The following is a 25,107-nucleotide window of genomic DNA, read 5'->3' on the forward strand; positions in this document are numbered from 1 at the left end:
GACACACTTTAGAGCCGAAATACATATGATTTGTATGAAGAGGTGGTGAAGTATGAGGGACGAAAAAGTGACGAAAACTCACAATCCCATCGAATTTGAACAACAAGAATGGAAGAAAAGACAATTAAAAGAACGAATGAAGCAGATGCTTACAATCGCTTCACCCATTTTTCTCTTGCTGTTATGGGAGTTTTTATCCCAAACCAATTTGCTTGATGCACGTTTCTTCCCGCCGCCCTCTGAAATCGTCAGTACATTCTTTACCATGGGAGTAAGTGGAGAATTATTTAGCCATATCGGGATTTCCTTATACAGAATTATTGCAGGCTTTTTCCTCGGGGTTATACCTGGTATTATCATTGGCCTGTTGATGGGGCTTTATTCTCCGGTTAGACACTTTGTTTCACCGATCGTAATGGCGCTTATGCCAATTCCTACGCTAGCCCTTTTACCAATCATTATTATTTTATTCGGTATTGGGGACTTTTCCAAAGTTGTGACGATTGCAGGAAGCGTCTTTTTCCCCGTCGTCATTAATACGACTGCAGGTGTCATTAATATTGACTCCATCTATTTAGATGTCGCAAAAAACTACGGAGCCAGCTCTAAGGACTTTTTCATTAAGATTGCATTCCCTGGAGCTTTACCAGTTATGATGGAAGGTATTCAAATGGGGCAGGCAATTGCGCTTCTAACGATTGTGGCAGCTGAAATGATGGGAGCGACTTCAGGTATCGGTTATTTAATCTGGACCTCCTATAAAGCATTTATGCTGAAAGAAATGTTTGTCGGGCTTATACTCATCTCATTTTTCGGCTATTTATTTTCATTAATTCTTCGAGGGCTGCAGAAAAAGATTCTTCCTTGGAGGTGAGGTAATGCAAGGGGATACGAAAATCTCAATTCAAAATGTAACGAAAGTTTTTTACAAAAAGAATAGTAGTGTTACGACTTTGGATCAAATCTCCTTAGATATTTCAGAAGGTGAATTTGTCTGTCTCGTCGGTCCGAGTGGTTGTGGAAAAACAACATTACTAAGGATTTTAGCAGGACTTGAAACGACGAGTGTCGGAGAATTTATGATTGCCGAAGGGAAGGAAAACCGACCACTACAGTCCATGGTTTTCCAAGAAAGAGGGGTTATTCCTTGGTTAACCGTTGAAGAAAACGTTGCTTTTGGTCTGAAAATGAGACATTTACCTACTAAGCAGATCAAAGAGCGCACATCTTACTATTTGAAAAAAGTCGGCCTTGAAAAGTTTTCATCCCTTTATCCTAAAGAGCTATCTGGAGGTATGAAGCAACGTGTTAGCATTGCACGTGCATTTGCCAACGATCCCGAAATATTGTTGATGGATGAACCTTTTGCTGCACTTGATGAGCAAAATAAATTTATCCTTCAAGAAGAATTACTCTCGATTTGGGAAGAAACAAAGAAAACAGTGCTCTTTATTACGCATAGCATTGATGAAGCACTACTTCTGAGTGACCGAATCTTATTAATGAGCTCGCAACCTGGCAGAATTATTAAGGAAATAAAAAATGATTTGCCACGGCCGAGAAATATAGAGCAAATTCGTGCAAATCAGCAAACAGCAGGACATTTTTTAGACATTTGGAAGCATCTTCAAGATGAAGTGCAAAAGTCAAGAAAGTAATGGGCTTAAACAGAGGGGGATTATCATGGGGAAATGGTTGAAACGAGGATTATTTATTCCATTTATACTACTTACGATGTTCGTTATAGGTTGTACGGATAAAGAATCTGGAAATACAGGTACTACAGGAAGTACAGATAATAACGAAGTAAGTAAGGATAATCCTTCCGGAGATTTAGCGCCGTTAAGTAAAACTACAAAAGTTGTCATTGCGGAGGACGGGGCAGCATCTGGAGCAGGTTTTTATATTGCCAAGGAGAAAGGCTACTTTAAAGATTATAATATCGAAGTAGAATTCGCTCAATTTGCAAACAGTGATGATATGCTACCTGCACTTGCTGCTGGTGAAGTCGATATTGCAGGGGGGATATCGACAGCATCATTCTTTAATGCGATTGCTCAAGGAATTGACGTCAAAATTGTTGCAGATAAAGGTCATAATGTACCAGGAAAATCGTATTTTACATTCGTTATTAGTAATCACATGAAGGATAAAATTAAAGAGTACAAAGACTTCAAAGGTAAAAAGGTTGCCGTCTCTGGAGAAAACTCGATTGACGGATTCATCTATAAAAGCATGCTTAAACACGCAGGATTGAAAGATGATGAAGTAGAGTTTGTCTTAATGCCTGATTTCGGAAGCATGCTAGGTGCACTTGAAAATGGTTCGATTGATGCTGCACTAAGCATTGAACCATTAATCACAAAAGGCATCGAAGCCGGCATCCTATCTCGCTTTGGCGATGCTACAGACTTTGCTCCAGATTCTCAAATTGCGTTAGTTTTAGCTTCTCCTAAATTTATGAAGGACGAACAAGATGTGTCACTACGATTCATGCTTGCCTATTTAAAGGGTGTACGCGACTATAACGATGCCTTTATAGATGGCAAAGGAAAAGATGAAATCATAAACATCATGACAAAACACACAGCATTAAAAGATGCTGCCTTATGGGAGAAAGTATTCGTAACAGGTCTTGATCCGAATGGTAAAATGCGCATAGACGACATTCATGCTCAATACGATATGTACAAAGCTAATGGTGCAACACAAGGCGAATTCGACTTTGACAAAGCAATCGACACGTCAATCACAGAAAAAGCCGTCAAAATTCTTGGTGAATATTGAGTTTAAGATAAATATGGCTGTTACTATACTAAAGTGAAAACTTAATAAAAACATCTTCTTGTTGAAGTTTGGGTATGTATAATTATCCGGTTAACTTGGAGGTGTTTTTTTATTTACACAAATCTTGGTGAGGAAGATGTGGACTTATGGTCTAACTTAACAGGCGGGGAAGTGATTGTTCTATTTGTTTCATTGCGTGAGATGAATTATAAAAGTAGACGCGAAGAGCTAATTAAAAAATTGATTTAGATCCTTTTAAAAAAATGTAGAACTTATTCTAAAGGAAACCGAAAAAAGGTTGCGCTTATTTCTGCTTATTCATCTAATGCGGTCCTTTATATTTATGTCGAACTGACGTCAGTCCTAAACCATTGATAGAAAGAGTTTTGTTCATTAAGAATAAAACATTCTATTACTGAGCACATTAGACTCTAGGAGGTGAACATCCATGACTAAGAACAATAACCAAACAAAAAATGAAAAGAACCACAGCAATATCAATTTCAATAACTACAACAGCAATAACAATAACCCCAACAACAACCTAAACGAAGAATTTGCTGCTGAATTTGATTCTAACGCAAAAAACAAAAACAATACTAACAAAAACAAGAATCAACAATCCAACAAAAATAAATAATAGCCAGTGAAGGTAAAAAGGTTGCTAAACGATGAAGATTGTTCGAGTAATTGTTTAGTGTCTTAGTCACCGACACAAATACTCTTCCACAAATGACACCGTTAGTTGAAGAAGGTTAAGTAGGAAGAGCCTGTTTGGATCCAAACAGGCTCTTTATCTTTTTAAACTGTTATTAACTTATCCGCCATTTTAATATTTCCCTTGAGATAGATAGGTAATGCAGCGTTATTTAGTATCTCCTGTGTAGACATCCAACATACATCATCTACTTCGTCAGGACACTTAGCATACGCCTCGCCAGACTGATGGTCGCATAGAAAAACAATGTCTACTACATTTAAGCCTGAATCCGTTACAAAAAAAGAACTATTAACATATCTAAGATTTGAAACCTCGATACCAACTTCTTCATAGATTTCTCTTTTAAGTGTTCCTTCCAATATATCAGATGATGTTCCATCTTTTTCTACCTTACCGCCAACTAGAGACAGTAAACCACCAGCATGTTCTTCTTTTTCACTACGTCTTATTAACAGCCATTTTCCATTTTGATAAATTGCACCTTCAACATTTACAATAAACATAAATTCCCCTCCAAAATAAGTGTAAAATTAATATTCTATATCGTAGGAGTCTTTTCCTTGAAAGGAAAGGGTATACCTACTTTTAAAAATTGATATGATAATGATGAATAAATTCTTAGAAGCAAAAAAATGCCCTTTTCACTTAAACCGAACACATATTCTTGGTGTATGAAAAGGGCATTTTCTTATATTACATTCGTTATCAGTGCTCACGTGAAGGATTGAAAGATGATGAAGTATAAGAAGGCAGTTTCCAGATAGAAGTAACGCCAGAGGAACAATAACTTTCGCTTTTAAAAAAGGAGTAATCAAGCTCGTTATGAAGCAGCAGTAGGTTATAAAAAAACGAAACCATATCGATTATTTCATTATTAGTCAATAATTAATCAATAATACTTTAATTCATAGTGATTTGAATAAAATGTTGCACATAATAATTAATACTTTTAGACAGAATTACATTAATGTAATTCTGTCTTTTTAGATAGGTAGAATTTTATATAATTAATTATTTCGATTGAATAGTAGTTGGGATTTTCTGTTTGTTATATAATTTTTTTTAACACGTATATTTTAAACTAAAAGAATATTAAAGCGTAGATAAACTAGGAATAACACTTAACTTAATAAAGAGGTGATAGGCATTGGAAATAATCAAAATATTTTTCTCTAGTAGTTTCTTTATAATTTTAGGCATTATTTTTTGGTTAAAACAGCCATTAGATTTTATTGCAGGATACGACGAAAAGAAAATATATAATGCTCAAAAATTAGCTCGTAATATTGGATCGGTTATTATCCTATTTGGCGTTGAAATTGCTATCGTGATGATTTTAAATTTAAGTGGTTTTGAGATAGAATCAATGCTTATTGGAATCTTAGGTATAATAAGTATTATTTTAATCTTACTATGTTATCTTGGAGATAGATTTAAATTCCATCAACAATAAATGGGGCTATTCTAAACTATTAGCTTTCCAAATTAATAGGGGAAGAGCGTATATTATATTTAATATACGTTCTTTTTCAGATTGATTTGTAACCCACCGCTTTTGATTTTGAGCAACATATTGTTCTACTGCTATTAATCTATTCACTAACTCTTCCTTGCTAATTGTAAAATGGTTCACCTTTTAATAAATTTGAACTAAATTTTTTGCCAAAATAAAAAATGTACATTACTAAAATTCAATTTAGTAATGTACATTTTGTTTCTTTTCTTTATGTGTAAAACTCAGTATGTTATGGTTTCTTATTTTAGATATGCCTCTATCTACATCCTACCAAATTATGAAATATAAGTCTATTTCTTTTTGTTTTAGTATGTGAAAATAAAAGAGCGCAGAAATAGCATAACGTTATGCCTCAACCTTGGAGGTATTTAATGAAACAAAATATCTATGATCACCCTGACTTTTTCAATGGCTATAAGGAGCTTCGACAATCTAAGTGTAATTACAACAACTTACTCGAACAGCCTGCTTTGAAGGTACTTTTACCTGAACTAAATGGCAAAAAAATTCTTGATATTGGCTGTGGTATGGGCGATTTCGCTAGTTATTGTATTCAACAAGGAGCGGCACATGTAACAGGAATCGATATCTCATCTAATATGATTTCTATTGCACGTAATAATAATGCACATAATTTTATTCAATATATCCAAGAGGCGCTCGAGGATATTGATCTTGCACCTCTGAGCTTTGATATCGTTAATAGTTCACTTGCTTTTCACTATATGGAGGATTTCGATGCAATTACATCTAAAATTGCAAATGCCTTGCACGAAAATGGTTTCCTTATTTTTTCCATGGAACATCCAATCGCAACAGCTAGAAGAGAGATGGATAAATGGATTAATGATGAAAACGGAAATCATTTGCATTATACCATCGACAATTATCAGGAAGAGGGACAAAGAAGCGAGCGTTGGTATATTGATGGTGTTATCAAATATCACCGAACACTTTCAACTATTATTAATACGCTCATTTCACATCAGTTACAAATAGAGAAAATAATTGAACCTCTACCAACTGAAGAGGCAATTGAACAATTGCCTAGCTTGCAAAAAGAATATCGTCGACCATCATTTCTAATCATTAAGGCAAAAAAAGTGACTCTTAAATAATTGAAAACGACAGCGCTTGTCTAAGAAAAAGATGCAATTTAGTTTATAATTGGATTTACAGAGCAAGGAATGTTACTTTAAATACTTGGTAACAGATGATCTTTATATAGCCAATCTTGTGATAAATCTATTGATCAACGTTTATTCCGTTCTAATTACACTCTTTTCTCTACATAAGAACAAACGTTCTAGAGTAGAGAAAAGAGCATTTTTTTCATTGAGAGGTCTAATATTTTACATTATTTAGGTCAAATTAGGTGTTTTGAAGTGAAAATAAGCGTTATTTCGCTCGTATTTAATAAAAGTATAGAAAACATACACATTGCATACGAGAACATTTGTTTGTATACTGGTGAAAAGGGCATTTTTTATTAAAAATTATCTAGGAATGGGTGTTTTTTATGTGGAAATTAACAAATGGGAAGTTGCTTCAAGCAACAGATACAGCTCGAGTAAAATTCCGAACGAATATTAGTGCAACCGTTTTGGAAAGACTAAAGGAAATGGCTGATGATTATGATACACATGTCAATTACTTGCTGGAATCGGGCATACAAGAGGTTTTAAAGCAAAATACAATCGTTTATGATAAAGCAACTCGTCCGATAGACCGGGTGCAATACAAAACGACATATGATGCTGATCTATTAAAAGCACTAAAAGCATTTGCTAAACAGCAGCAAGTGTATATCAATGATGTCATTGAATACAGCGTACAGTACATAGATCTAGAAGATGTTAAAAATGCGAGTTACAAACATAGAGTAGAGTGATGGTCAGCACCTTTCACTCTAAAAAACAAAACGCCCCGAACATAATATACATTATAGGTAGTTACGTTTCACTCAATAAGTATACTTGAAATAGTGAGATATTCCGAAGAAATTGAGAGAAAGCTTAATAAATCAAATATTGAATTTCATTCAGTTGTTAAACAAATGCTGTAACCGTCTTTTTATAAATATAATTATTCCTTAGCTGGCCTATAACATTTGAATCTTCTGTTCGCTTAAAATAATTGAGTAGAATCTAATGTACATAAATTAACATTACATACTCCAGTCCATAGTGGATCAAGTTTTCTCCTTACCTGTTCATGTACAAGTTTCAATCAAAATAACACCGTTCTATAATTGAACGGTGCTTAGCTTAACTATAGATAAATACTTAAGCGTTTTTGGTATAAGTAACAAAAACATTGCTCAACGATTCCCTATTCTTCAATAGACTATACACCATTAAACTAAACTTTTATGTGATAACATGGCTGGCATTTTTAAGCATCATTTATAATTTATTGCTAAATGTAGTACGGCCTGTTCATCCTCTAAGTTTGTGTAGGTGTGTTTTTCACTCGCAACAAATTGAATCGAATCATACTTATTGAGCGTATAAGATGATTCCCCTATTGTTATTTGGACTTCTCCTGACATAACAGTTGCAATTTCTATTGATCCTGGATGATGGGCTTCTGGTACATACTTACAATGGGGTTTTAGGAAAGCTCGATACATTTCTAAACTTCCTCTAATGTCACTAAACAATGGCTCAATGACCCATTCTTGTCGATTTCCCGATAATTGTGGGCCTTGTCCTGCACGTACAATATTGATATTATTTTCGGGTTTCAAAAGTGCCATTAAAGGTAAAGAAAGACCATTCGTAATTTTCCACATCATCCCTAGTGTCGGATTTGTTTCGCCACGTTCAATATTACCGAGCGTTAATTTACTTACGCCTGTTTTTGCAGCCAATTCCTCTAAGCTTAATTTTTGTTCCTTTCTTAGTTCACGAAGTTTCGTTCCTACAAATTGAATCAATTGCTGTGTTTCATCCTTACTTGAACTCATATTTTTCGCACTCCTTATTTATATATACTTTACTTTTTACTATTTTTTATAAAGTATAACATAACGTTTTGAGGCAAAAACAAACAACACACTTAAGAACATTTATATAATATAGTTTACTAATATTTAAAATAAGTATATTATATATTACCGTGAGTTACAGAAACAAAAATGAGGTGATTATTGATGAAAGCAGTATTAGTTGGGATATTATCTTCCCTATTTTTTTCAGCTACTTTTATAATAAATCGTGCAATGAATCTTGATGGAACAAGTTGGGCATGGACGGCTTCTTTACGGTTTATTTTAGCCATTCCATTCCTACTACTCATCGTAGCATTCAGGAAAAACCTAGGGCAATTATTTCGTGAAATGGCGAAAAATCCTTTTCAGTGGTTTTTATGGGGAACAATTGGTGGTGTAGGCTTTTATTCATTATTAAGTTTTGCTGCAGTGTACGGTCCGTCATGGTTAACATCAGGTACGTGGCAAGTCACCATTTTAGCAGGGGCATTACTTTCTCCGTTATTCTTTGTAACGGTACCGTCCACAGATGGGGCTAAAAGAGTTCGACAAGCGATTCCTTTTAAAAGCTTACGTGTGTCTGTCATCATTCTTATTGGCGTGATTTTAATGCAGGTAAATCAGGCAGGTCATATTAGTGTTAAAGCGTTTTTATTAGGGTTTATACCCGTTGTCATTGCTGCCATTTTATATCCATTAGGGAACCGTAAAATGATGGAGCTGTGTCAAGGAAGAATCGATACCTTCCAACGTACATTAGGCATGGCCATTAGTAGTTTACCGGTTGCGATTATATTTGGGATTTATGGAACAGCTACAGCAGGCTTACCGACCGGATCACAATTTGTTCAAGCATTGGCGCTTGCTTTATCCTCCGGAGTAATTGCAAGTATCCTTTTCTTCTTAGCAACAGATATGGCAAAAAACAATATGAGTTTGCTTGCTGCGGTTGAATCAACGCAAGCAGGTGCAATGATCTTCACTTTTCTTGGTGAAGTTATCTTGTTAAACGGAGTATTCCCAAAAGGACTATCATTGTTTGGAATGATACTTGTTATTATCGGAATGATTGTAAATAGTTTGGTCAATGGAAAGAGAAAAAGTATTAAAACATGAAAGTTTGTATAGACGATTACTCCACTTTAAGCAAAATGATTTAGCTATAATCCAAAAAACACAGTTCATATAATACTGAACTGTGTTTTTTGCTGTTAAATTAACTTGTATTCATGACACAACATCAAAACAACAAGATTATATTTCAATTCGATTCCCTACAATGCAAATAATAACAACGAAACGACCGCTCCAAGCAATACACGCCTAGAAAAAGTTCATTAAAGCGCTTTAGAAGCCTTTTAAAGCCTACTACATACTTTTTAGAGGCTCATTCAGAAAACTCCCCAGAAAGGCTCTTGATACTCTTATGTGAGTCGAACGTATCAAGTGTAGGACGTGAAAATAAAAAAACATAATGATTTATGCCAATAAGAATCGAATAAATCCTAAAATTGCAAAGCAAAATAGAACTGTACCCGCTCCAATACCGGTTATGGCACTATTAGCAACATTTAATCTTTTAGAAAGAAATATGGAGATGATTGAGACGCTAACGAGAAGTGCAGCTAAAAAATATAAACTGACGTCTTGGAAGATACTTTTTAACCAGATAAAATGAATACCTACAATAAATGCAACCCAAGGCGCAATATAGTCTTTTCTTTTATATTTAATCAATAAGAATGAGCCGATTGCTGCTACGAAGAATTCGATGTATACGAAGATTAAGTAATTCTTGAATACACCCGCTTTTGACAATACGCTTTGTTCGTTCCAATTTGTCACGCTTAAATAGATGCCGAGTAAGCCGAAGAACAGCGAGAATATTGATGAGATTCCAAGATACTTTCGCCAACTTTCTCTCGGTTTTTCCTGTGCCCAGCCAAACCAGCTTGATCCAAATACGCCGAAAATCGCTATGTACATTGCATAGTCTCTGACAAATTCTATGCAAATCCCCCCTTGTTTTTTAGAAAATAAGTAACGTTTACATTTTAATAAAAAATGTGCGTATTTATTTATACAGTTTCTTTAATGGACTTATGAGCCTTTCTTAAATATACTATTTAATCTTTAGATAGAAGAGTATATTAAAATCCCGTATTCCACACAGGATACGGGATTTTAATATATGCCTTCAATTTCTATTTTAATAAAAGATGACCTTTTAACGTTTGTTTAATTTCACTTAGCTCAGTTTCGTCCGGGTAATAGTACCATACACCCGCTTCTTTTCCTCCATTACCATCTTTAAATTGAATTTGTTCAATGTTTTTATTTAATGATTTATATTGTTTTTGAATGCTTAGCATTTCTTTCAAAGTGAAATTCGTTTTAATATTTTCACCTAATTTACCTAGGACATCATCTATTTTTAATAACGAAGATAGATTTGTTCCTTTATCTAAAATGGCTTGAATGATTTGCTTTTGTCTAATTTGACGACCAAAGTCACCTCGAGGATCTTCATATCGAATACGCGAGAACACTAGTGCTTTCTTGCCATTTAGCTCTATTTCGCCTTTTGGGAAATGATCATTTTTATAAGTCAAATCCATATCATTTACGACTGTGACACCATTTAGCGCATCGATTACGTCTTTAAAGCCTTCCATGTTGATCTTCACATAATAATCAATAGGCATATCTAAGAAGTGTTCGACTGTTGCAATTGACATCTCTACTCCGCCTCGAGCATAGGCATGATTAATTTTCTCTACAGTGCCATTCCCTACTATCTCCGTTTTTGTGTCACGAGGAATACTTAACATTTTCACTGATTCTTCTTTTGGATTGACAGTTAGTAAGATCATGGTATCTGTCCTGCCTGAATTGTTTGCTGTTTCATCTACCCCTAACATCAATACAGAAAAAGGATCTTGTTTTTGCATAGATATATCATTATCTCTCTTATTTGTTTTTTCAATCGGCTGATGCATGGTTTCAATAGCGGAATTGAAAGACTTAAATATGCTAAACGCATAGCCCCCTATTCCTAATAACAATAACAGTACAGTACCAAGTACGATACGTCGGAATTTCTTCTTTTTATACCACTTTTCTTCCTTCATATTCATTCTCCTAATCATTTCAAGTTAAAGTAACTACTTTTTTATTGGAATCTCCGTTAAACTTCATGATTTTTAATGAAAATCGTAAAATCTAATAGTTATAACGATAGAATTGCACAAATGGTTGCTAAGGAGTATTATGAGCATTTTTTTCTAAGGTCAACAAAAAAAGAGCTGCTTCTGCAACTCCTTTGTTATAACTATTTTATAAATTACATATTTAATACTTCATTAATTTCTTTAATTGCTTTCGAGGTTTGGGCATGAATTAACCAATCAGATCTGACCATCTTTTTATTAGTCGTAAGTATTTCTACAATGTCCATATCATTAATGACAGTATTAATTGGCATAATCTCGCCATTTACTCTTGCGTAAGACATACTTGTAGCCAATTTTGGATTTAATGAAAATGCAAAATCAATAATAGTTGAGCCTTTTGGTAATAGAATCACTTCCATTTTTGGTGTACAAACTGTAATGTCACTTTGGAATAATTCAAATGCAATCAAATCATAAAATTCTATTGAGGTATTGGTAATAGATTTTACAGTTAGTATTGAGTCTCCTAACAAATTTCTACTTAAAGTCATTATCTCTCTATTAGTTAAATCATCTTTCAACAACTCAAATACTCCAGTATCATTCAACTTTTTATCACATTCACTCTGAATGATGATGTTTACTGCGACATTATTGATAAGGACTTTTGTATTTAATTGTTTTAAAAATGGGCTTTTCACTACTGCAATATTATCTATTAAATGATGTTCTATAGGCGTATATAAGCTATGTATAACCCCTAGGGCATTATAGCAATTGATTTTTGATGTAATCACTTTTATTGAAAATAATTCAGATAAGGCACGTTCTTCTTCTAATAATGAGTAAGATTTATACGATGGCGTTTTTATCCATTCCAGATCTATTATTAGAGAATCTCCTTCCCTCTTCACCTCTTCAGAACACTTATTAAAAATGTCTTCAAATATAATGGAGTAATTGTTTATTATCTTTTTAACCCCATTAAATTTTGGAGGGTTCAGATAACTAAATCCTAATTCCTCCAACTCTTCTTGAAACTTATATAACCCCAACCTCTCAGCAAGAGGTGAGAAAAAGTTTATTGTTTCATTTGCATAAGGAATCTTCTTTTCAACTTTTTTAACGGCAAGTGTCCTCATGTTGTGCAGCCTATCTGTAATTTTAATAACTGCGACTCTAATATCATTTAAAGAAGCAGAAAGAAGTTTCTCTGTATTTATAGCATTATACTCTTCTGTTTCGAATTTCCCTTTCTCAACTTTGGTTAAGCCTTGTACTATTGTAGAGACCTGTTTACCAAATTTATGTTCAATTTCAAAGATCGAAACATTCGTATCTTCCAATACGTCATGAAGTAATGCTGAAATTAGAGAAGTTACATCAGCCTTATACTCTAACAGGATTTCACAAACCGCTAACGGATGAGTGATATACGGTTCTCCGGAATCCCTCTTTTGTCCATGATGTGCTTTATGAGCAAAATTAATAGCTTCCTCTAATAGTTCTATTTCATTCTTCAAAAGATAATTGCTCATTTTAATTAGTCGTTCCTTTAAAGCACACAACATGAAAACAACCCCATTTTTAAAATTATTATACCATTTAGGAGTAATTTACCAATAATTTTAACTTTAAATTATTGCAACTCGTTGGACTTCAAGAGGTTCAAAATCTAATAAGAACATATAGAACACCCTTAACATCTAAACTGAAAAATCGCTGTTAGTAAACCATCAACGCCAAAAACAGATTCGTTTACGTTAACACTCCTCATTTTGCGTACTTCTATACATGCAAAATCTCGGAAAATGCGTTGTAGTTTAATATCAGTGAATCCTAATCCACCTTGTAAACTTTTTATACGATACACTTCCCAATCAGAAATACTGGAGCCTCCAAGTGGTCCGCCTTCTATAAAACAATTAATGGCAAAGTAACCATTTGGTTTAAGGGATTTTTTCACTAAGTGAATATAATCCATTCTTCTATGTGGTGCAATGTGGTGAAAGCATCCTGAATCATAAATGAAGTCATATTCTGATTCTTGAACATTTAAATCGAAAATATTCTTTTGGATAAAATTAATATGAACTCCCTGCTCATTTGCTCTTTCTAAAGCCCATTTTAGAGATTCTTCGGATAGATCAACCGCATTTACACTAAACCCTTTTTCCGTCAAATAAATTGCATTCCTACCTGGCCCACATCCAAGTTCAAGTACTTTACCCGGTTTTATAACTCCTTGTTCATAATAGCTAACCAGATTCTCATCAGGTTTATTTTCAAAGAATGGAATGTTTTTTTGACGATCTGTATAAAATGCATTCCAAAATGGTTCTGATTCCCGTAGCAAGTTGTCTAACATACGTTTTACATCCTCAAAATTACAAATTTCCTCCATACTATCACCCAGTTTCTTTTGATATCCCTTGCTAAATAAGCATATCAGTTATGTGTAAAAAAATGGTTACAAGCATGTTAAGTGTAAGTATCAATGCATTTTTATTTTGTGTTACTTTCTTATGATTCTATCGTTAAATAGCCATAGCAACCATAATATAAAGCTTAAGCGTAAAACATGTAGAATTATACGCTTAAGCTTCAAGCGTCATATAAGCCTATTAAAATAGCTTTCAGCACTACCTCTTGTTATTTACAGTAACCCCTTAGTTACAAATATTTCAATAAGATTACACAATTCCTCTGTTTTTATTAACGTTTAAATCAGCTTCCTTATCGAGCACGGAATTACATATGAAGACCTAATTCTCTTCTGTTCCTGTAAAAAACTCATCTTATAAATACAGATTATCAAAACAATAATTGTGAATATATAGAAATATAGATATAATTTATTCATCAATGAAGGGTGGGGTTTTTATGGCAAATTTCATATTCAATAATCGTAATCAAATCGTAGGTACAAAAGAGGATCTGGCTATCAAGTAATTGCTTAAACAAAGTAATTGCTTAAACAAAGTAATTGCTTAATAGTCAAAATGATTTATAGGGGGAGCATTCATGCTAAATCAACAAGGATTTAATTTATGGGCTGACGGTTATGATAAAACTGTGCAGCTAAGTGAAGAAAACAATCAATATCCGTTTGCTGGATATAAAGCTATTCTAGGTACAATTTTTAATGAAATCATGCAAAAAGAAGAATCGTCAGTTTTAGATATTGGATTTGGAACAGGTGTGTTAACAAATAAGTTATATGAAGAGGGTCATCAACTTGATGGGTTAGACTTTTCATCTAAAATGATTGAAATTGCACAATCAAAAATGCCAAAAGCCAATTTAATTCAATGGGATCTTTCAAATGGATTACCAGATTCAATCAGAAACAAAAAGTTTGATGCCATTGTAACCACATATGCATTACATCACTTCACAGATGAAAAGAAAGTAGAGTTAATTAAAGAATTGCTCACATTGCTTACTACATCAGGAAAACTCTATATTGGTGATATTGCGTTTGAAACGAAGGAACAATTAGAAGTATGTCGTCAGAATAGTATTAATTATTGGGATGATGACGAATTTTATTTTGTTCATGAAGTGTTTAGTAAAATTTTTGAAGCGCATTGTAAAATAGAATTTCACCCGATATCCCATTGTGGCGGTGTATTCATAATTTCTAAATAAGTTTAAATTAATATCGGGACGTTTATTCGAAAGTGAATAGACGTCTTTTATTCGATTATGCCTCTAAATACTCTCTCCTAGCTCTAATAGCTGTTTGCAAAGTCAAATTCGATCCTATGCACATATGCTACTGACTTGAACGCGAAGATGGACGTATGCGCCGTTGCTACAGCTTGTCTTACTGATCGAACTTTAGCAATAGCTGCATTATCGTCTGCTTCACGGATTGTAGCATGAACAGCAAACGCAGCTTTTCGAGCATCCCCTACAGTAATTTCTCCTTCCACCCACGCACAGCCTGCTTCAATTGCTTTTTTATATCTGAATCTATAAATTTCTGCTTCGACAATTTACGCTCATCCTTCATCTTAAATTATTTTAACATTCCAGTGATTTTATAATATTTTCTTAAAACTAAACAAATGAATCAGACAAACATTCATTATTGACATAGAATAAACTATTACATCAATAGGAGGTGTTCAGTATGGGTAATGGTGGATTCGAATCAGATCATAGAGATAATAGAGAAAATGGATCAGGATTTGCTTTAATCATCGTTCTGTTTATTCTATTAATTATTGTTGGCGCAAGTTTCTTAAACTACGGTGGTTGCTAAGACTGTCACTGTTAAGGTAACTACGCTGTAGAGCTTTGAGCATAAAACCAAATTCCGCCACTAGAGACAGGTTTTTATAACCTGTCTTTTTTTCTTTGTTTACATAATGAATCGAGAAGATAAGTAACTGAGAAGGTGGAAGGTCTGCCTAATTGGTAGATAGTGCACCAATTCCTTTAAAATAGAAAGTGAGTATTTGAATTTTACTGAATCATTTTAAAACGGAGCTAGATTATCCCTAGCTCCGTTATTTTTGTTTTAAAATAGAATAAGAAATTTTTCGTTATGGGCATACAAATATATCTTAGCTTAGTGGCGATACAGTCTTTATGTTGCAGTTGCAACGACCTTAAGGATCTTCTACTTTCAACAATGGAATAAAGAAAACGCATCCTATTTAAAAATTGAATGCATTATTAAACAAAAATGAATAGTTTCTAATTACACAGTTGCACAATTTAAACCGCATCAACAAACGTGCAATGAAGCAAGCATCGAGGGTTTTCATTATGATAATGTTGCGGCAGAAGCGATGTTCAAAGTATTTAAAATAGAATTCTCTAATAGAGCTCACTTTACCAGCTTATACTTGATGACTATGTGAAGAAGATTGGGACATCATTACTCGATTATTAATTTTGATTCTAAGTAATTTGGAATCAAATACTCTTCGATTGGTGGTGATTCCAAATAGCCTTGAACGGCATCGTAATTTACGGTTTGTATGAACTGATTTTGCGATTGGAATTCAACCCCTTCAATAACAACAAATAAGTCTAAGGCTTTCAACAGATCAATTGTAGATACTATAAATTTTCGTTTATTTTCCATCATATATTCTGAAATAAATTTCCGATCTAATTTGACACCATTCACCGACGAATTTAGTAAATGATCTATACCTGTTTGACCAGTACCGAAATCATCAATAAATATTGAATGGCCTAGTGAACATATAGCCGTTATTGAATCCCAGTGCTTATGGGTAAGAGTAAGCTGTTCTGTTATTTCAAAGGCGAGTGCAGTTCTCTCAAATTTAGTTTCTGCCATAATAGTATCTAAGATGTTTAATAACCAATTATCATTAGCAATTACATTAGCGGAGAGATTCACGGTTATATACTTAATCTCTTTATGCTTGTTTATTATTGAAACTGTATTTCGTATTATTTGTTCAGTTATTTTTTCAATTAGTAGCGACCTTTCAGCTATCGGGATAAATTCATTTGGTCCAACTTGTCCATGTTTTGGTGATTTCCAACGGGCTAGCGCTTCAAATGCTATGCTTCCATTCTTATGAATTATTGGCTGAAATACTGTGTATAGTTCCCTATTTGTAAAAGCTAGTTTGAGATCTCGTTCTAATTGATAGTGATTACAAGCGGTTTCAAAAGAGATTTGTTTCCCGATATTAATTTGATTATTTGCTCTACTTTTCAGTTTATCGAACAACATATAATAATAAGCCTTATTTAAGACGATTTGACCGTTTTTCATATTAAAAAAACTTTGAGTAATACCAATTGACACCTCTAATTCAACAGGTGCTTCAGTATCTTTTACCACTTCATTGATACCTTTTCGAATAAAATCATGTGAGACAAATGGATCAGGATTGTCAAAAATCAATACAAATTCATTTCCCTCCATAGAATAAATTAAATGTGGTTGATTTGGAAATTTAAGTTGAATCATTTTCATAACATTACTTATAATCAATTTGACCAATGCACGACCATTTGCTTCAAATGTTGTAATACATTTTAATCGTTCAATAGAAAAATAAGCAACGATGTAGTTATTAGATCTTTCTAGATACTGGAGAAGCTCTGATTGATAATGTTTGGCTTCCGAATGTTTCTTATCAAAAAGTAATTCCATCTTTTTCTCCTAAACGTAGATTTAAAAGTTACTTTCAGTATGAAATTTATAGTCTTCAATTTACTATTCGTTAATATATGTCACTATTTACTTTGAAATTTATCATGATTCTGCCTACGTTTTATCATTTGCTTAGGCAAATTTAGAGTTATAAGATGATTTATTTTTATTACGTGTAAATATAATACAGAGATACTATGTTCTAAAATAAAGTATCTTATTATCTTAATTTAAAATTTGAAACTAGATCTTGAAGTTGCTCTGACATTTCTGCCAAAGAACGAGAAGCGGCAGTCATCTCGATCATCGAAGCATACTGCTCTTCTGCGGCTGCTACTACATTTTGTGTATAACTTGTTGACTGTTCAGTAATATCTTTTGTTTTATCTACTTCGTTTACAAGGACCTCTGTATTAGCACTAATTTCTTGAATTTCTGCTGAGATGAATGATAGTTTATTGTTAATCAATGTTACATCAGCTGCAATTGTCTCAAATGTTTTCCCTGCATTTGTAACATAATTCATACCCGTTTCAATTACAATTTCCCCTTCATTCACAGTTCGTACCGTATCTTTTGTATTGATTTGAATTTCACCGATTAAAGAAGAAATGTTTTTAGCAGCATTTCCTGATTCCTCAGCTAATTTCCTTACCTCATCAGCTACTACCGCAAATCCTTTACCGTGTTCCCCAGCTCGCGCTGCTTCAATCGCTGCATTTAAAGCAAGTAAATTCGTTTGATCTGCGATGCATGTAATCACATTAATAATTTCACCGATTTCTTGAGATTTACTTTCAAGCAAAAGCATCGACTTTGTTGTTAAAATATTCTGATTATTTATAAGACTCATTTGTTCTACTGTTTGTGTAATAGCTTCATTCCCGGACAAAGAAACTTTAGAAGCTTCAGTGGAAAGATCATTTAATTCTTTAATATTAGTTGATATTTCTGTAATGCTGGATGAAATTTGTAAAATTGAGTTTTTCGCTTCTTGCATTCCAAACAATTGGCTTTCTTGACCTGAAGAAATCTGTTGAATGGATTCAGTGATTTCCTCTGAGGCCCTACTAGTTTGTTCACTACTAGCAGTGAGTTGTTCCGATGTAGCTGCGACTTGTTCCGATGAGCTTGAAACGGAATCGATAACCTCTTTTAAATTTGTAGTCATTGTATTTATTCCAGTGGCTAATTCGGCTAACTCATCTTTGTTTGCAACCTTGATTCTACTGAAAGATAAATCTTGACTAGCAATCTTTTTCACACTTTCAGTGATTAGTTGAAGTGGAATAGCTAAGTGTCTTGAAAATAAAATTATTACAATAATACCTATTAAGACACTCACACCAAGTGTAATCGTAATCGTTAATAGGATAGCGTCAGTTCCCTTATTAAATGATTCCATATAGGTACCCGCACTTACAACAACTCCCCAGTTCGGATCTAAAGCACTATATGTTATTTTTGTCTCTTCTGTACCGGGTTGGTTTGGTAATTCCCATGTATAGTACGTAAAGCCTCCGCCATTTTGAGCTGCTTTAATAATATTTTGTGTTATAAAATTCCCATCTTTATCTGTGCTTTCCCAACCATTACTTCCTTCAGTAGAAGGGTGAGCTATTCTTAGTCCATCTAATCCATGAACTGTAAAATATCCGTGCGTACCTAAATCTACTTTAGTAGTTAGCTCACGAGAACCATCACTTTGTAAATCACCAAGTAAATATTGCTTTACTTTTTCTTGTGCTTCTTCTAAAGTTATATCTCCTTTTTGAACTGAGTAATTCATCGAGTCTATTAATTGGAGTGCCATCTCTACATTATTTTTAAGTATTTTTTCTCCCAATTCATCCAAATTGTTTTTAGCAGAATAATAACTGCTTACGCCTATTATTAAGCTTGGAATTAATAATAGGCACACTGAAATAATAAAAAGCTTTCTACGTATCTTCATTTACTAGTCCTCCTAATTTTATGTAAAATTATGCCTTACATATTAATTATCTCTAATATTCAGAAAATATGCAATGTTAAATAATACTAAGGATGTATATGTAATGTATTCGTATAGTAAAAAAGTAATGAATATTCATAGAATGGATTACTTTTTTTAAAGCGAATTGATGGAGAAATGCTTACAAACTAGCGAAATCTCGAAAAAACACAGCAATGTATTTAATTTATCTATGCCCAATTCCATTTTGTAACTTCTTTAATGCAGTATGTAACCCAGAATTTAATCCTTATAGGAATATCGAGTAGAACTGAAGTTTGTTCTAAGCTAAAATAATGGAAATATCTCGAAATAATAATGGTTCATTTTTTCAAGGTGATATACGCTATATTCATTAGCGAAAAATAATTTAAATGTTTTATTTGGATTTTTTAGATATCTTCAATCTTATTTTATCTAAATTATTTTACCCGCAAGTAAAATAAAAAAGAGTCGCTTCTGCAACTCTTTTGTTAAACTCTTGGATTTCTATTTAATATTTTTTTATAAGTAAACTGTAGATTCAAATTCACCTAAAATAAAAAAAGTTTGTAAAGAAAGAGTTTCTTTCTCTACAAACTTTTTTATTCAGCTCCCTTAAATTTCGATGTTTTCGCTAGCAGGGACGCTCTTTTGCTCTCTTTGTTTTTTTGATTTTTTAAAATACAGTAATTCATATATACATGGAATGACGATAAGAGTGAGCAATGTAGAAACAGCTAGCCCTCCAATAACAACGATGGCTAAGCTTTGTGAAACTAGGCTTCCTGTTTCCGCTTTTTTATATAAAAGAGGTAGCATTGCACAAATGGTTGCTACAGCAGTCATAATAATCGGACGGAATCTTGTAGCTGTCGCTTCCACAACTGCATCACGAATAATCATTTTTTGTTCGTTTTGTTTGACTCGATCTAGAAGCACAATCGCGTTTGTCACCACAACTCCAATTAACATAAGCGCACCCAATAGTGCTGTAACATCCACTGGAATTCTACTAATAACTAATCCTAACACCGCTCCAATAGCAGCAAACGGCAATGAAAATAAAATCGCAATAGGTGCTTTAATTGATTTAAACGTTATAACCATTATCAAGAAGACAATACCTATCGATATTAACATCGTAAAGAACAAATCAGTAAAGTCATCTGCCTGCTGAGCGCTAGCTCCTCCAATAGAAACATCTACGTCTTTTGGAATATCAAGACCTTTGTTCTCCTTGTCTCCAAATATCTCAAGATTTACTTTACTTGCAATATCAGAAAGTTTAGCTGGATCTACCGATGCTGTTACTTGAAGATACGTTTTTCCGTCTTTATGATACTGGTTTGTTGAAGTCTCTTCGCTCTTTAGTGAAGCAACTTCTGACACTGGAACTAAGCCAGCCTCTGTCATAACAGGAATATTCTTTAAATCTTTTTTGTTTTTAGGATCAAAGATTGGTTCAAGAACTACAGGTGTCTGCTTTTCATCTAACGTAACATTGCCGATAGGAGTTCTATTAAGCATGACACCAAGCTGTTGACCTATTTGTTCTGTGTTCCCTTTAGCTGGGTCTACCTTGAACGTGTAAATAGTTTTCTTTTCATCTTGATTTGTTGTAACTTTCTCAACACCGTGAATATCTTGAACGTTTTCTTTAATTTTATTAGCAGTTATTTCTATATCTTCAATATTGTTGCCAGTCACATCTATCGTAATGTTCGTCTTTGCAGATCCCATCATTAGTGAAGAAGCGCTAGCTGTAAGTTTCCCATTAGGATAATTTTCTTTTTGCTTTTCGATTTTTTCTAACACTGTATCTATGCTTTTTTTATCTTTTAATAAAATACCGAAAGTCGCTTCTGTAGGTGACCCAACGGCCCCATATTGGGCACCTTCGGCAGAGTTTCCAAGTTGCATGAAGACACTATCCACTTCAGTCATATCTTGAACCGTTTCTTCAAGTTCAATCGCTTTTTCCTTTACTTTATCAAATGGCTCATCATTTGGATAAGTTAATGTCATTGACACATAATCAGATGTAGAATTATCAATCGCACCTTTTGGCATAGCGAAATATGTACCAATGGAACCGACAAACAACAGCACGGTAACAATTAAGACTATCCATTTATGGTTTAATGACCAAGTAACAAGCTTAGTAAAACGCTTCGCTGGTCGATGTTTTTGCAACTTTGTTTTCTCTAGTAATTTTGCACTCATTAACGGTACAACAGTCAATGCGACAATTAAAGAAGCTAGTAAAGAATAAGTCACTGTTAAAGCAAATGGTAGTAGAAATTCTTGTAGCCCGCCGTTTAATAAAGCGACCGGTAAGAAAACGGCTACAGTAGTAAGTGTTGAAGCTGTTATCGCTACCCCTACTTCTTTTGTTGCATCTAGCACCAATTGAACTGAAAACTTCTCTTGTTGCATTTTGCGGAAAATATTCTCGATAACAACGATACTATCATCTACTAATCGACCAATCGCTACAGCGACACCGCCTAGTGTCAAAATATTTAACGTTACTCCCGACAATGACAACAAAAATAAAGTGAAGCCGAGAGATAAAGGTATAGATACGATTGTAATAAATGTAGACCGTACATTTCGTAAAAAGACCATAATCACAATGGTGGCAAACAGTGCACCAAGTAGCACTTCTTTGACCATTGTCTGAACAGAAGTTTCCACCATGTCAGCTGTAGATAAATAGATAGTTGACTCCTGATCAGGATACTTTTCATTTATTTCTTTTGTTACTTTTTCAACTTCTCTACTAATCGTCACAGCATTTGATTGGCTATCTTTAGTAACATTTATTTGAAGACTTTCTTTCCCATTATAACGACTAATGTGATTGCCATTCTTCGCTACGTCAACTTTTGCTATCTCTCCAAGTGTCACAGTTGGAGTGACCTTTAACGCTCTGAGCTTTTTAATACTTGTTAAATCTCCGATAACCTTAATATTACTTGTCTTTCCATCAACTACCTTCTCGCCGACGGTAAGAGCTGTATTCTGGCCATTAAGAACGCTCATAACATCTTGAATAGAGACTTGCTTTTGAGCCAATTTGTCATTATCCACTTTAACTGAAAGAATAGATTCCGAAATTCCAAATGTCTGTACACTCGAAACGCCTTTAATATCTTTATATAGAGGCTCTAATTCTTTCTTAGCAAAGTCCAGATTTTCAGCTGTTAGTCCTTCCTTAAAAGTAACCGCAATAGCTGAGATAGGAATCATTGAGGTATTAAGTTGTGTAACAGTCGGCTTTGCAATATTTTTAGGTAATGCTACGTTACCTAAAGCTTCTTGAACATCAATTTTTGCTTGTTTCATATCAGAGCCAGATTCAAAGAATAAATCTATCTTTGAGAAGCCATCCCCAGTTACGGAGCTCACAGATTTCTTTCCTTTTAATCCTGTAACAGCTCTTTCAATTGGGTCAGTAACATCCGTTTCCATTGTTTTTGAATCAGTGCCCTGCCCCATTGCGATAATCGTAATTTGTGGATTATCAGCAGAAGGTAAAAATTCCATCGGTAGTTTAAAGTAACTAACTACCCCTATCAACAAAATAAAAATCGTTACTAATGAAACCGCAGCTTTGTTCTTAAATGACCACTTTGTAAAAAACTCCACTCAAATACCACCTCTAATTATCAATTTATTAAAATATAACCATTTTTTATATTAACATATATTAGTAATTGGAGTAAATAAAGTTGCGGCTTGATAATTAAGGTTGATCAAATTCAAGCTAATCTCATTGCTATAAGAGCAAGTAGTAAAAGTATGTTTTGTAAAATGATTGATAAAAATGAACGCATTTTTTATTCAATTTCCTCCATTTCAAATTCTGAAAATCCTCTTGCTATTTCTATTCACCTGCTTCTCTTTATATTACGAATAAACATATTATTCTTCGCTTCTATCAAGATCAATTGTTGTAGCTTTTGAAAAAACAATCTTGATAAACGACAAAAGGAAAAGTCAGTGAATTGAAAATGATGATTCAAATATGTTGTTACTGGAGTATGGTATTATAATCGAGGTGATATGTGATAAAGGACGTGACTTGAAAATGATTTATGCTATTGTATTATTTATATTTGCAGGACTTGCTGAAATAGGTGGAGGTTATCTCATCTGGTTATGGTTAAGAGAAAGTAAACCGTTTTATTGGGGGATCTTTGGAGGTATAGCGTTGGCGTTATACGGTGTAATTGCTACATTTCAGTCTTTCCCATCATTCGGTAGAGTTTACGCTGCCTATGGAGGCGTGTTTATCGTTCTTTCTGTATTGTGGGGATGGGGCATCGATAAAAAAGCACCTGACTTATATGATTGGATAGGTGCAGGTATATGCTTAGTGGGTGTTTCGGTTATGTTGTTAGCACCACGTCAATAATAAGGAATAACCTGCTTCTTTCGTACATACTTTTTTACATATGATAAGAGCATGTTTTCATTAATTTCCCTTGAAAATATGCTCTTCCTTATATTTGTTAAAATAATACACACCTTACTTGTTAGCTTTTAAACGATTTTAGGGAACAGTTGCAATAAAAGCCGGAATTCACAAAAATAATAACAATATTATTGAGTGGAAAACAAATCAAATTGCAAAAATGGCAATGACACTATTAATAACTAAAATGGTGAAATAGAATTGGTGAAGGTTGCAATATGCTAAGGATTTTCAATGCACTGCTGTTCTATTATAGGTAGAGATATGTATTTGTTTTTCAATATCGGAAATCCTAAGTCTGAATTTTCGTTTAGGAGGGTTTATTATTGAGAAAAGCTTATTTAGTCTTCTTACTCGGCATTATTATTTTATTTACCCAACCACATTTTTTTAAAGCAAGCCAAAATGATGTAGATAATAAATTACTTAATGATACATTGCTGACGACTCTTGACCCATATATTACAGAAGGAATAGAGCAATATTATGGCTATTCAAAACAGTATGGTTTGTATGACGCAAAAATAATCAGTATTAAAAGGAATTCTGACGGTGGATTTGATTTTACAGTGAAAGTACTAGTGACCACTTTTGAGGCTGCCCACAACCCTCCTTATGGTAAGGAAACAATGACCTTCAAAATAAGTCCAATGGGAGTTAATAGGATTAGCTATACGCACGAGGGCGATGAAGATGAAAAGAAATTATTACGATTTTACAAAGAGTCTATTGGAGATATAAAACAATCGTTTCATTTAAATTCAGAGCATTATTCAGAGTATAATTATAACCAGCTACTGTTCAAAGCAGAAAAATATACAGAATACAAATCACTTTCAGTCATTGCCGAGGCGATAGTTGAAAAAATTCTCAATCCTGAGATACATCCCCCATATAAAAACATAATTTCCCCTGTTACTTTTATTAAAGGGAACGAAGGATATATTCTCTTTAAAAGAGCTGATGGAACTAACACAGTCTTTATGGTGAAAAAGGAAAATAAGGATTGGATCGTTGAGGAGAAGAAAAGTGTGAAAGGTAAAAAAATGAAAAATGAATTACTTTGGTATATGTAATAGAAGTAGCTTCTTGTTACGCTAACAATCCATCTTTTTGGTTACTATAATGGAAGTGAAAATACCTCCAATCTAAGTACCAGTATTAATTGTACTTAGATGGAGGTATATTAATATAAATTTCCCTTTGTCACTTGGGCTATTTTCCTTCTTACCAAAAATTATTTCGCTTAACGATCGTTTTTAACACCCATGAATTTCGGGCTAAAAAAGGCTCATACATTTGTGGTGATTCA

The 25,107-nt window shown here is 33.7% G+C and carries 23 protein-coding genes; 12 read left to right on the forward strand and 11 right to left on the reverse strand.

The features are described from left to right. Window positions 1-52 precede the first annotated feature (52 nt). The 4 genes from JFL43_RS15815 to JFL43_RS15830 all read left to right on the forward strand — a co-directional run bounded on the left by JFL43_RS15815 (window position 53) and on the right by JFL43_RS15830 (window position 3,427). Window positions 53-874 (forward strand): ABC transporter permease, encoded by an 822-nt coding sequence (locus tag JFL43_RS15815; RefSeq protein WP_200749775.1) that lies wholly within the window; start codon window positions 53-55, stop codon window positions 872-874. Window positions 875-878: 4 nt separating this feature from the next. Continuing rightward, entirely contained in the window at window positions 879-1,658 is a 780-nt protein-coding gene (locus JFL43_RS15820) for an ABC transporter ATP-binding protein (protein WP_200749776.1), read from the forward strand. 25 nt (window positions 1,659-1,683) lie between these two features. After that, on the forward strand, window positions 1,684-2,787 hold the full coding sequence (locus JFL43_RS15825) for an ABC transporter substrate-binding protein (protein WP_200749777.1): 1,104 nt from the start codon (window positions 1,684-1,686) through the stop codon (window positions 2,785-2,787). 448 nt (window positions 2,788-3,235) lie between these two features. After that, window positions 3,236-3,427, forward strand: coding sequence for a hypothetical protein (locus tag JFL43_RS15830; protein WP_200749778.1), 192 nt, complete (start codon window positions 3,236-3,238; stop codon window positions 3,425-3,427). 161 nt (window positions 3,428-3,588) lie between these two features. On the opposite strand, the gene JFL43_RS15835 is transcribed toward JFL43_RS15830, so the two are convergent. Next, window positions 3,589-4,011 (reverse strand): NUDIX hydrolase, encoded by a 423-nt coding sequence (locus JFL43_RS15835; RefSeq protein ID WP_200749779.1) that lies wholly within the window; start codon window positions 4,009-4,011, stop codon window positions 3,589-3,591. Window positions 4,012-4,655: 644 nt separating this feature from the next. On the opposite strand from JFL43_RS15835, the gene JFL43_RS15840 reads away from it, so the two are divergent. Continuing rightward, the gene (locus JFL43_RS15840) at window positions 4,656-4,961 is read left to right on the forward strand and encodes a DUF3784 domain-containing protein (RefSeq protein ID WP_200749780.1); all 306 of its coding nucleotides are present in this window, start codon (window positions 4,656-4,658) and stop codon (window positions 4,959-4,961) included. A 6-nt stretch (window positions 4,962-4,967) separates the two neighbouring features. On the opposite strand, the gene JFL43_RS15845 is transcribed toward JFL43_RS15840, so the two are convergent. Beyond that, window positions 4,968-5,108 carry a hypothetical protein gene (locus tag JFL43_RS15845; protein WP_200749781.1) on the reverse strand — a complete coding sequence of 47 codons (141 nt, stop codon included), beginning with the start codon at window positions 5,106-5,108 and terminating at the stop codon, window positions 4,968-4,970. Between the two features lie 287 nt (window positions 5,109-5,395). Between JFL43_RS15845 and JFL43_RS15850 the strand changes: the two genes are divergently transcribed. Together JFL43_RS15850 and JFL43_RS15855 are read left to right on the forward strand one after the other, a co-directional pair. Next, on the forward strand, window positions 5,396-6,142 hold the full coding sequence (locus tag JFL43_RS15850) for a class I SAM-dependent methyltransferase (protein WP_200749782.1): 747 nt from the start codon (window positions 5,396-5,398) through the stop codon (window positions 6,140-6,142). A 401-nt stretch (window positions 6,143-6,543) separates the two neighbouring features. Continuing rightward, window positions 6,544-6,915, forward strand: coding sequence for an rRNA methyltransferase (locus tag JFL43_RS15855; RefSeq protein WP_200749783.1), 372 nt, complete (start codon window positions 6,544-6,546; stop codon window positions 6,913-6,915). Window positions 6,916-7,425: 510 nt separating this feature from the next. Here JFL43_RS15855 and JFL43_RS15860 read toward each other — a convergent pair. Next, window positions 7,426-7,992 (reverse strand): helix-turn-helix domain-containing protein, encoded by a 567-nt coding sequence (locus JFL43_RS15860; protein WP_200749784.1) that lies wholly within the window; start codon window positions 7,990-7,992, stop codon window positions 7,426-7,428. Window positions 7,993-8,178: 186 nt separating this feature from the next. On the opposite strand from JFL43_RS15860, the gene JFL43_RS15865 reads away from it, so the two are divergent. Beyond that, a complete protein-coding gene (locus tag JFL43_RS15865) occupies window positions 8,179-9,132 on the forward strand; it encodes a DMT family transporter (RefSeq protein ID WP_200749785.1) in 954 nt (317 codons plus the stop codon). A 363-nt stretch (window positions 9,133-9,495) separates the two neighbouring features. Here JFL43_RS15865 and JFL43_RS15870 read toward each other — a convergent pair whose 3' ends face one another. The 4 genes from JFL43_RS15870 to JFL43_RS15885 form a co-directional block, all read right to left on the reverse strand. Beyond that, window positions 9,496-10,002 carry a hypothetical protein gene (locus tag JFL43_RS15870; RefSeq protein ID WP_234447827.1) on the reverse strand — a complete coding sequence of 169 codons (507 nt, stop codon included), beginning with the start codon at window positions 10,000-10,002 and terminating at the stop codon, window positions 9,496-9,498. A 218-nt stretch (window positions 10,003-10,220) separates the two neighbouring features. Continuing rightward, on the reverse strand, window positions 10,221-11,147 hold the full coding sequence (locus tag JFL43_RS15875; RefSeq protein WP_234447828.1) for an LCP family glycopolymer transferase: 927 nt from the start codon (window positions 11,145-11,147) through the stop codon (window positions 10,221-10,223). Between the two features lie 212 nt (window positions 11,148-11,359). After that, window positions 11,360-12,760 (reverse strand): HD domain-containing protein, encoded by a 1,401-nt coding sequence (locus JFL43_RS15880; RefSeq protein ID WP_200749787.1) that lies wholly within the window; start codon window positions 12,758-12,760, stop codon window positions 11,360-11,362. 128 nt (window positions 12,761-12,888) lie between these two features. Beyond that, window positions 12,889-13,557, reverse strand: a complete 669-nt coding sequence (locus tag JFL43_RS15885) for a class I SAM-dependent methyltransferase (protein WP_234447829.1) — start codon at window positions 13,555-13,557, stop codon at window positions 12,889-12,891. Between the two features lie 656 nt (window positions 13,558-14,213). Here JFL43_RS15885 and JFL43_RS15890 point away from each other — a divergent pair. After that, on the forward strand, window positions 14,214-14,840 hold the full coding sequence (locus JFL43_RS15890) for a class I SAM-dependent methyltransferase (RefSeq protein WP_200749789.1): 627 nt from the start codon (window positions 14,214-14,216) through the stop codon (window positions 14,838-14,840). An 83-nt stretch (window positions 14,841-14,923) separates the two neighbouring features. Here JFL43_RS15890 and JFL43_RS15895 read toward each other — a convergent pair whose 3' ends face one another. Next, the gene (locus JFL43_RS15895) at window positions 14,924-15,190 is read right to left on the reverse strand and encodes a putative immunity protein (RefSeq protein WP_325166694.1); all 267 of its coding nucleotides are present in this window, start codon (window positions 15,188-15,190) and stop codon (window positions 14,924-14,926) included. A gap of 137 nt (window positions 15,191-15,327) precedes the next feature. Here JFL43_RS15895 and JFL43_RS15900 point away from each other — a divergent pair, with 137 nt between their 5' ends. After that, complete coding sequence (locus JFL43_RS15900) at window positions 15,328-15,459, forward strand: YjcZ family sporulation protein (RefSeq protein ID WP_200749791.1); 132 nt, start codon at window positions 15,328-15,330, stop codon at window positions 15,457-15,459. Window positions 15,460-16,080: 621 nt separating this feature from the next. On the opposite strand, the gene JFL43_RS15905 is transcribed toward JFL43_RS15900, so the two are convergent. From JFL43_RS15905 to JFL43_RS15915, 3 genes are all read right to left on the reverse strand, one after another. After that, entirely contained in the window at window positions 16,081-17,340 is a 1,260-nt protein-coding gene (locus tag JFL43_RS15905; RefSeq protein ID WP_200749792.1) for an EAL domain-containing protein, read from the reverse strand. 220 nt (window positions 17,341-17,560) lie between these two features. Next, window positions 17,561-19,294 (reverse strand): methyl-accepting chemotaxis protein, encoded by a 1,734-nt coding sequence (locus JFL43_RS15910; protein WP_200749793.1) that lies wholly within the window; start codon window positions 19,292-19,294, stop codon window positions 17,561-17,563. Between the two features lie 636 nt (window positions 19,295-19,930). Beyond that, entirely contained in the window at window positions 19,931-22,966 is a 3,036-nt protein-coding gene (locus JFL43_RS15915; RefSeq protein ID WP_200749794.1) for an efflux RND transporter permease subunit, read from the reverse strand. Window positions 22,967-23,408: 442 nt separating this feature from the next. Between JFL43_RS15915 and JFL43_RS15920 the strand changes: the two genes are divergently transcribed. Both JFL43_RS15920 and JFL43_RS15925 read left to right on the forward strand, forming a co-directional pair. Next, window positions 23,409-23,735, forward strand: coding sequence for a YnfA family protein (locus JFL43_RS15920; RefSeq protein ID WP_200749832.1), 327 nt, complete (start codon window positions 23,409-23,411; stop codon window positions 23,733-23,735). A gap of 386 nt (window positions 23,736-24,121) precedes the next feature. After that, window positions 24,122-24,871 carry a DUF3888 domain-containing protein gene (locus tag JFL43_RS15925; protein WP_200749795.1) on the forward strand — a complete coding sequence of 250 codons (750 nt, stop codon included), beginning with the start codon at window positions 24,122-24,124 and terminating at the stop codon, window positions 24,869-24,871. Window positions 24,872-25,107: the final 236 nt, after the last annotated feature.

It is taken from the genome of Viridibacillus soli, from assembly GCF_016612995.1.
Classification (GTDB): domain Bacteria; phylum Bacillota; class Bacilli; order Bacillales_A; family Planococcaceae; genus Viridibacillus; species Viridibacillus soli.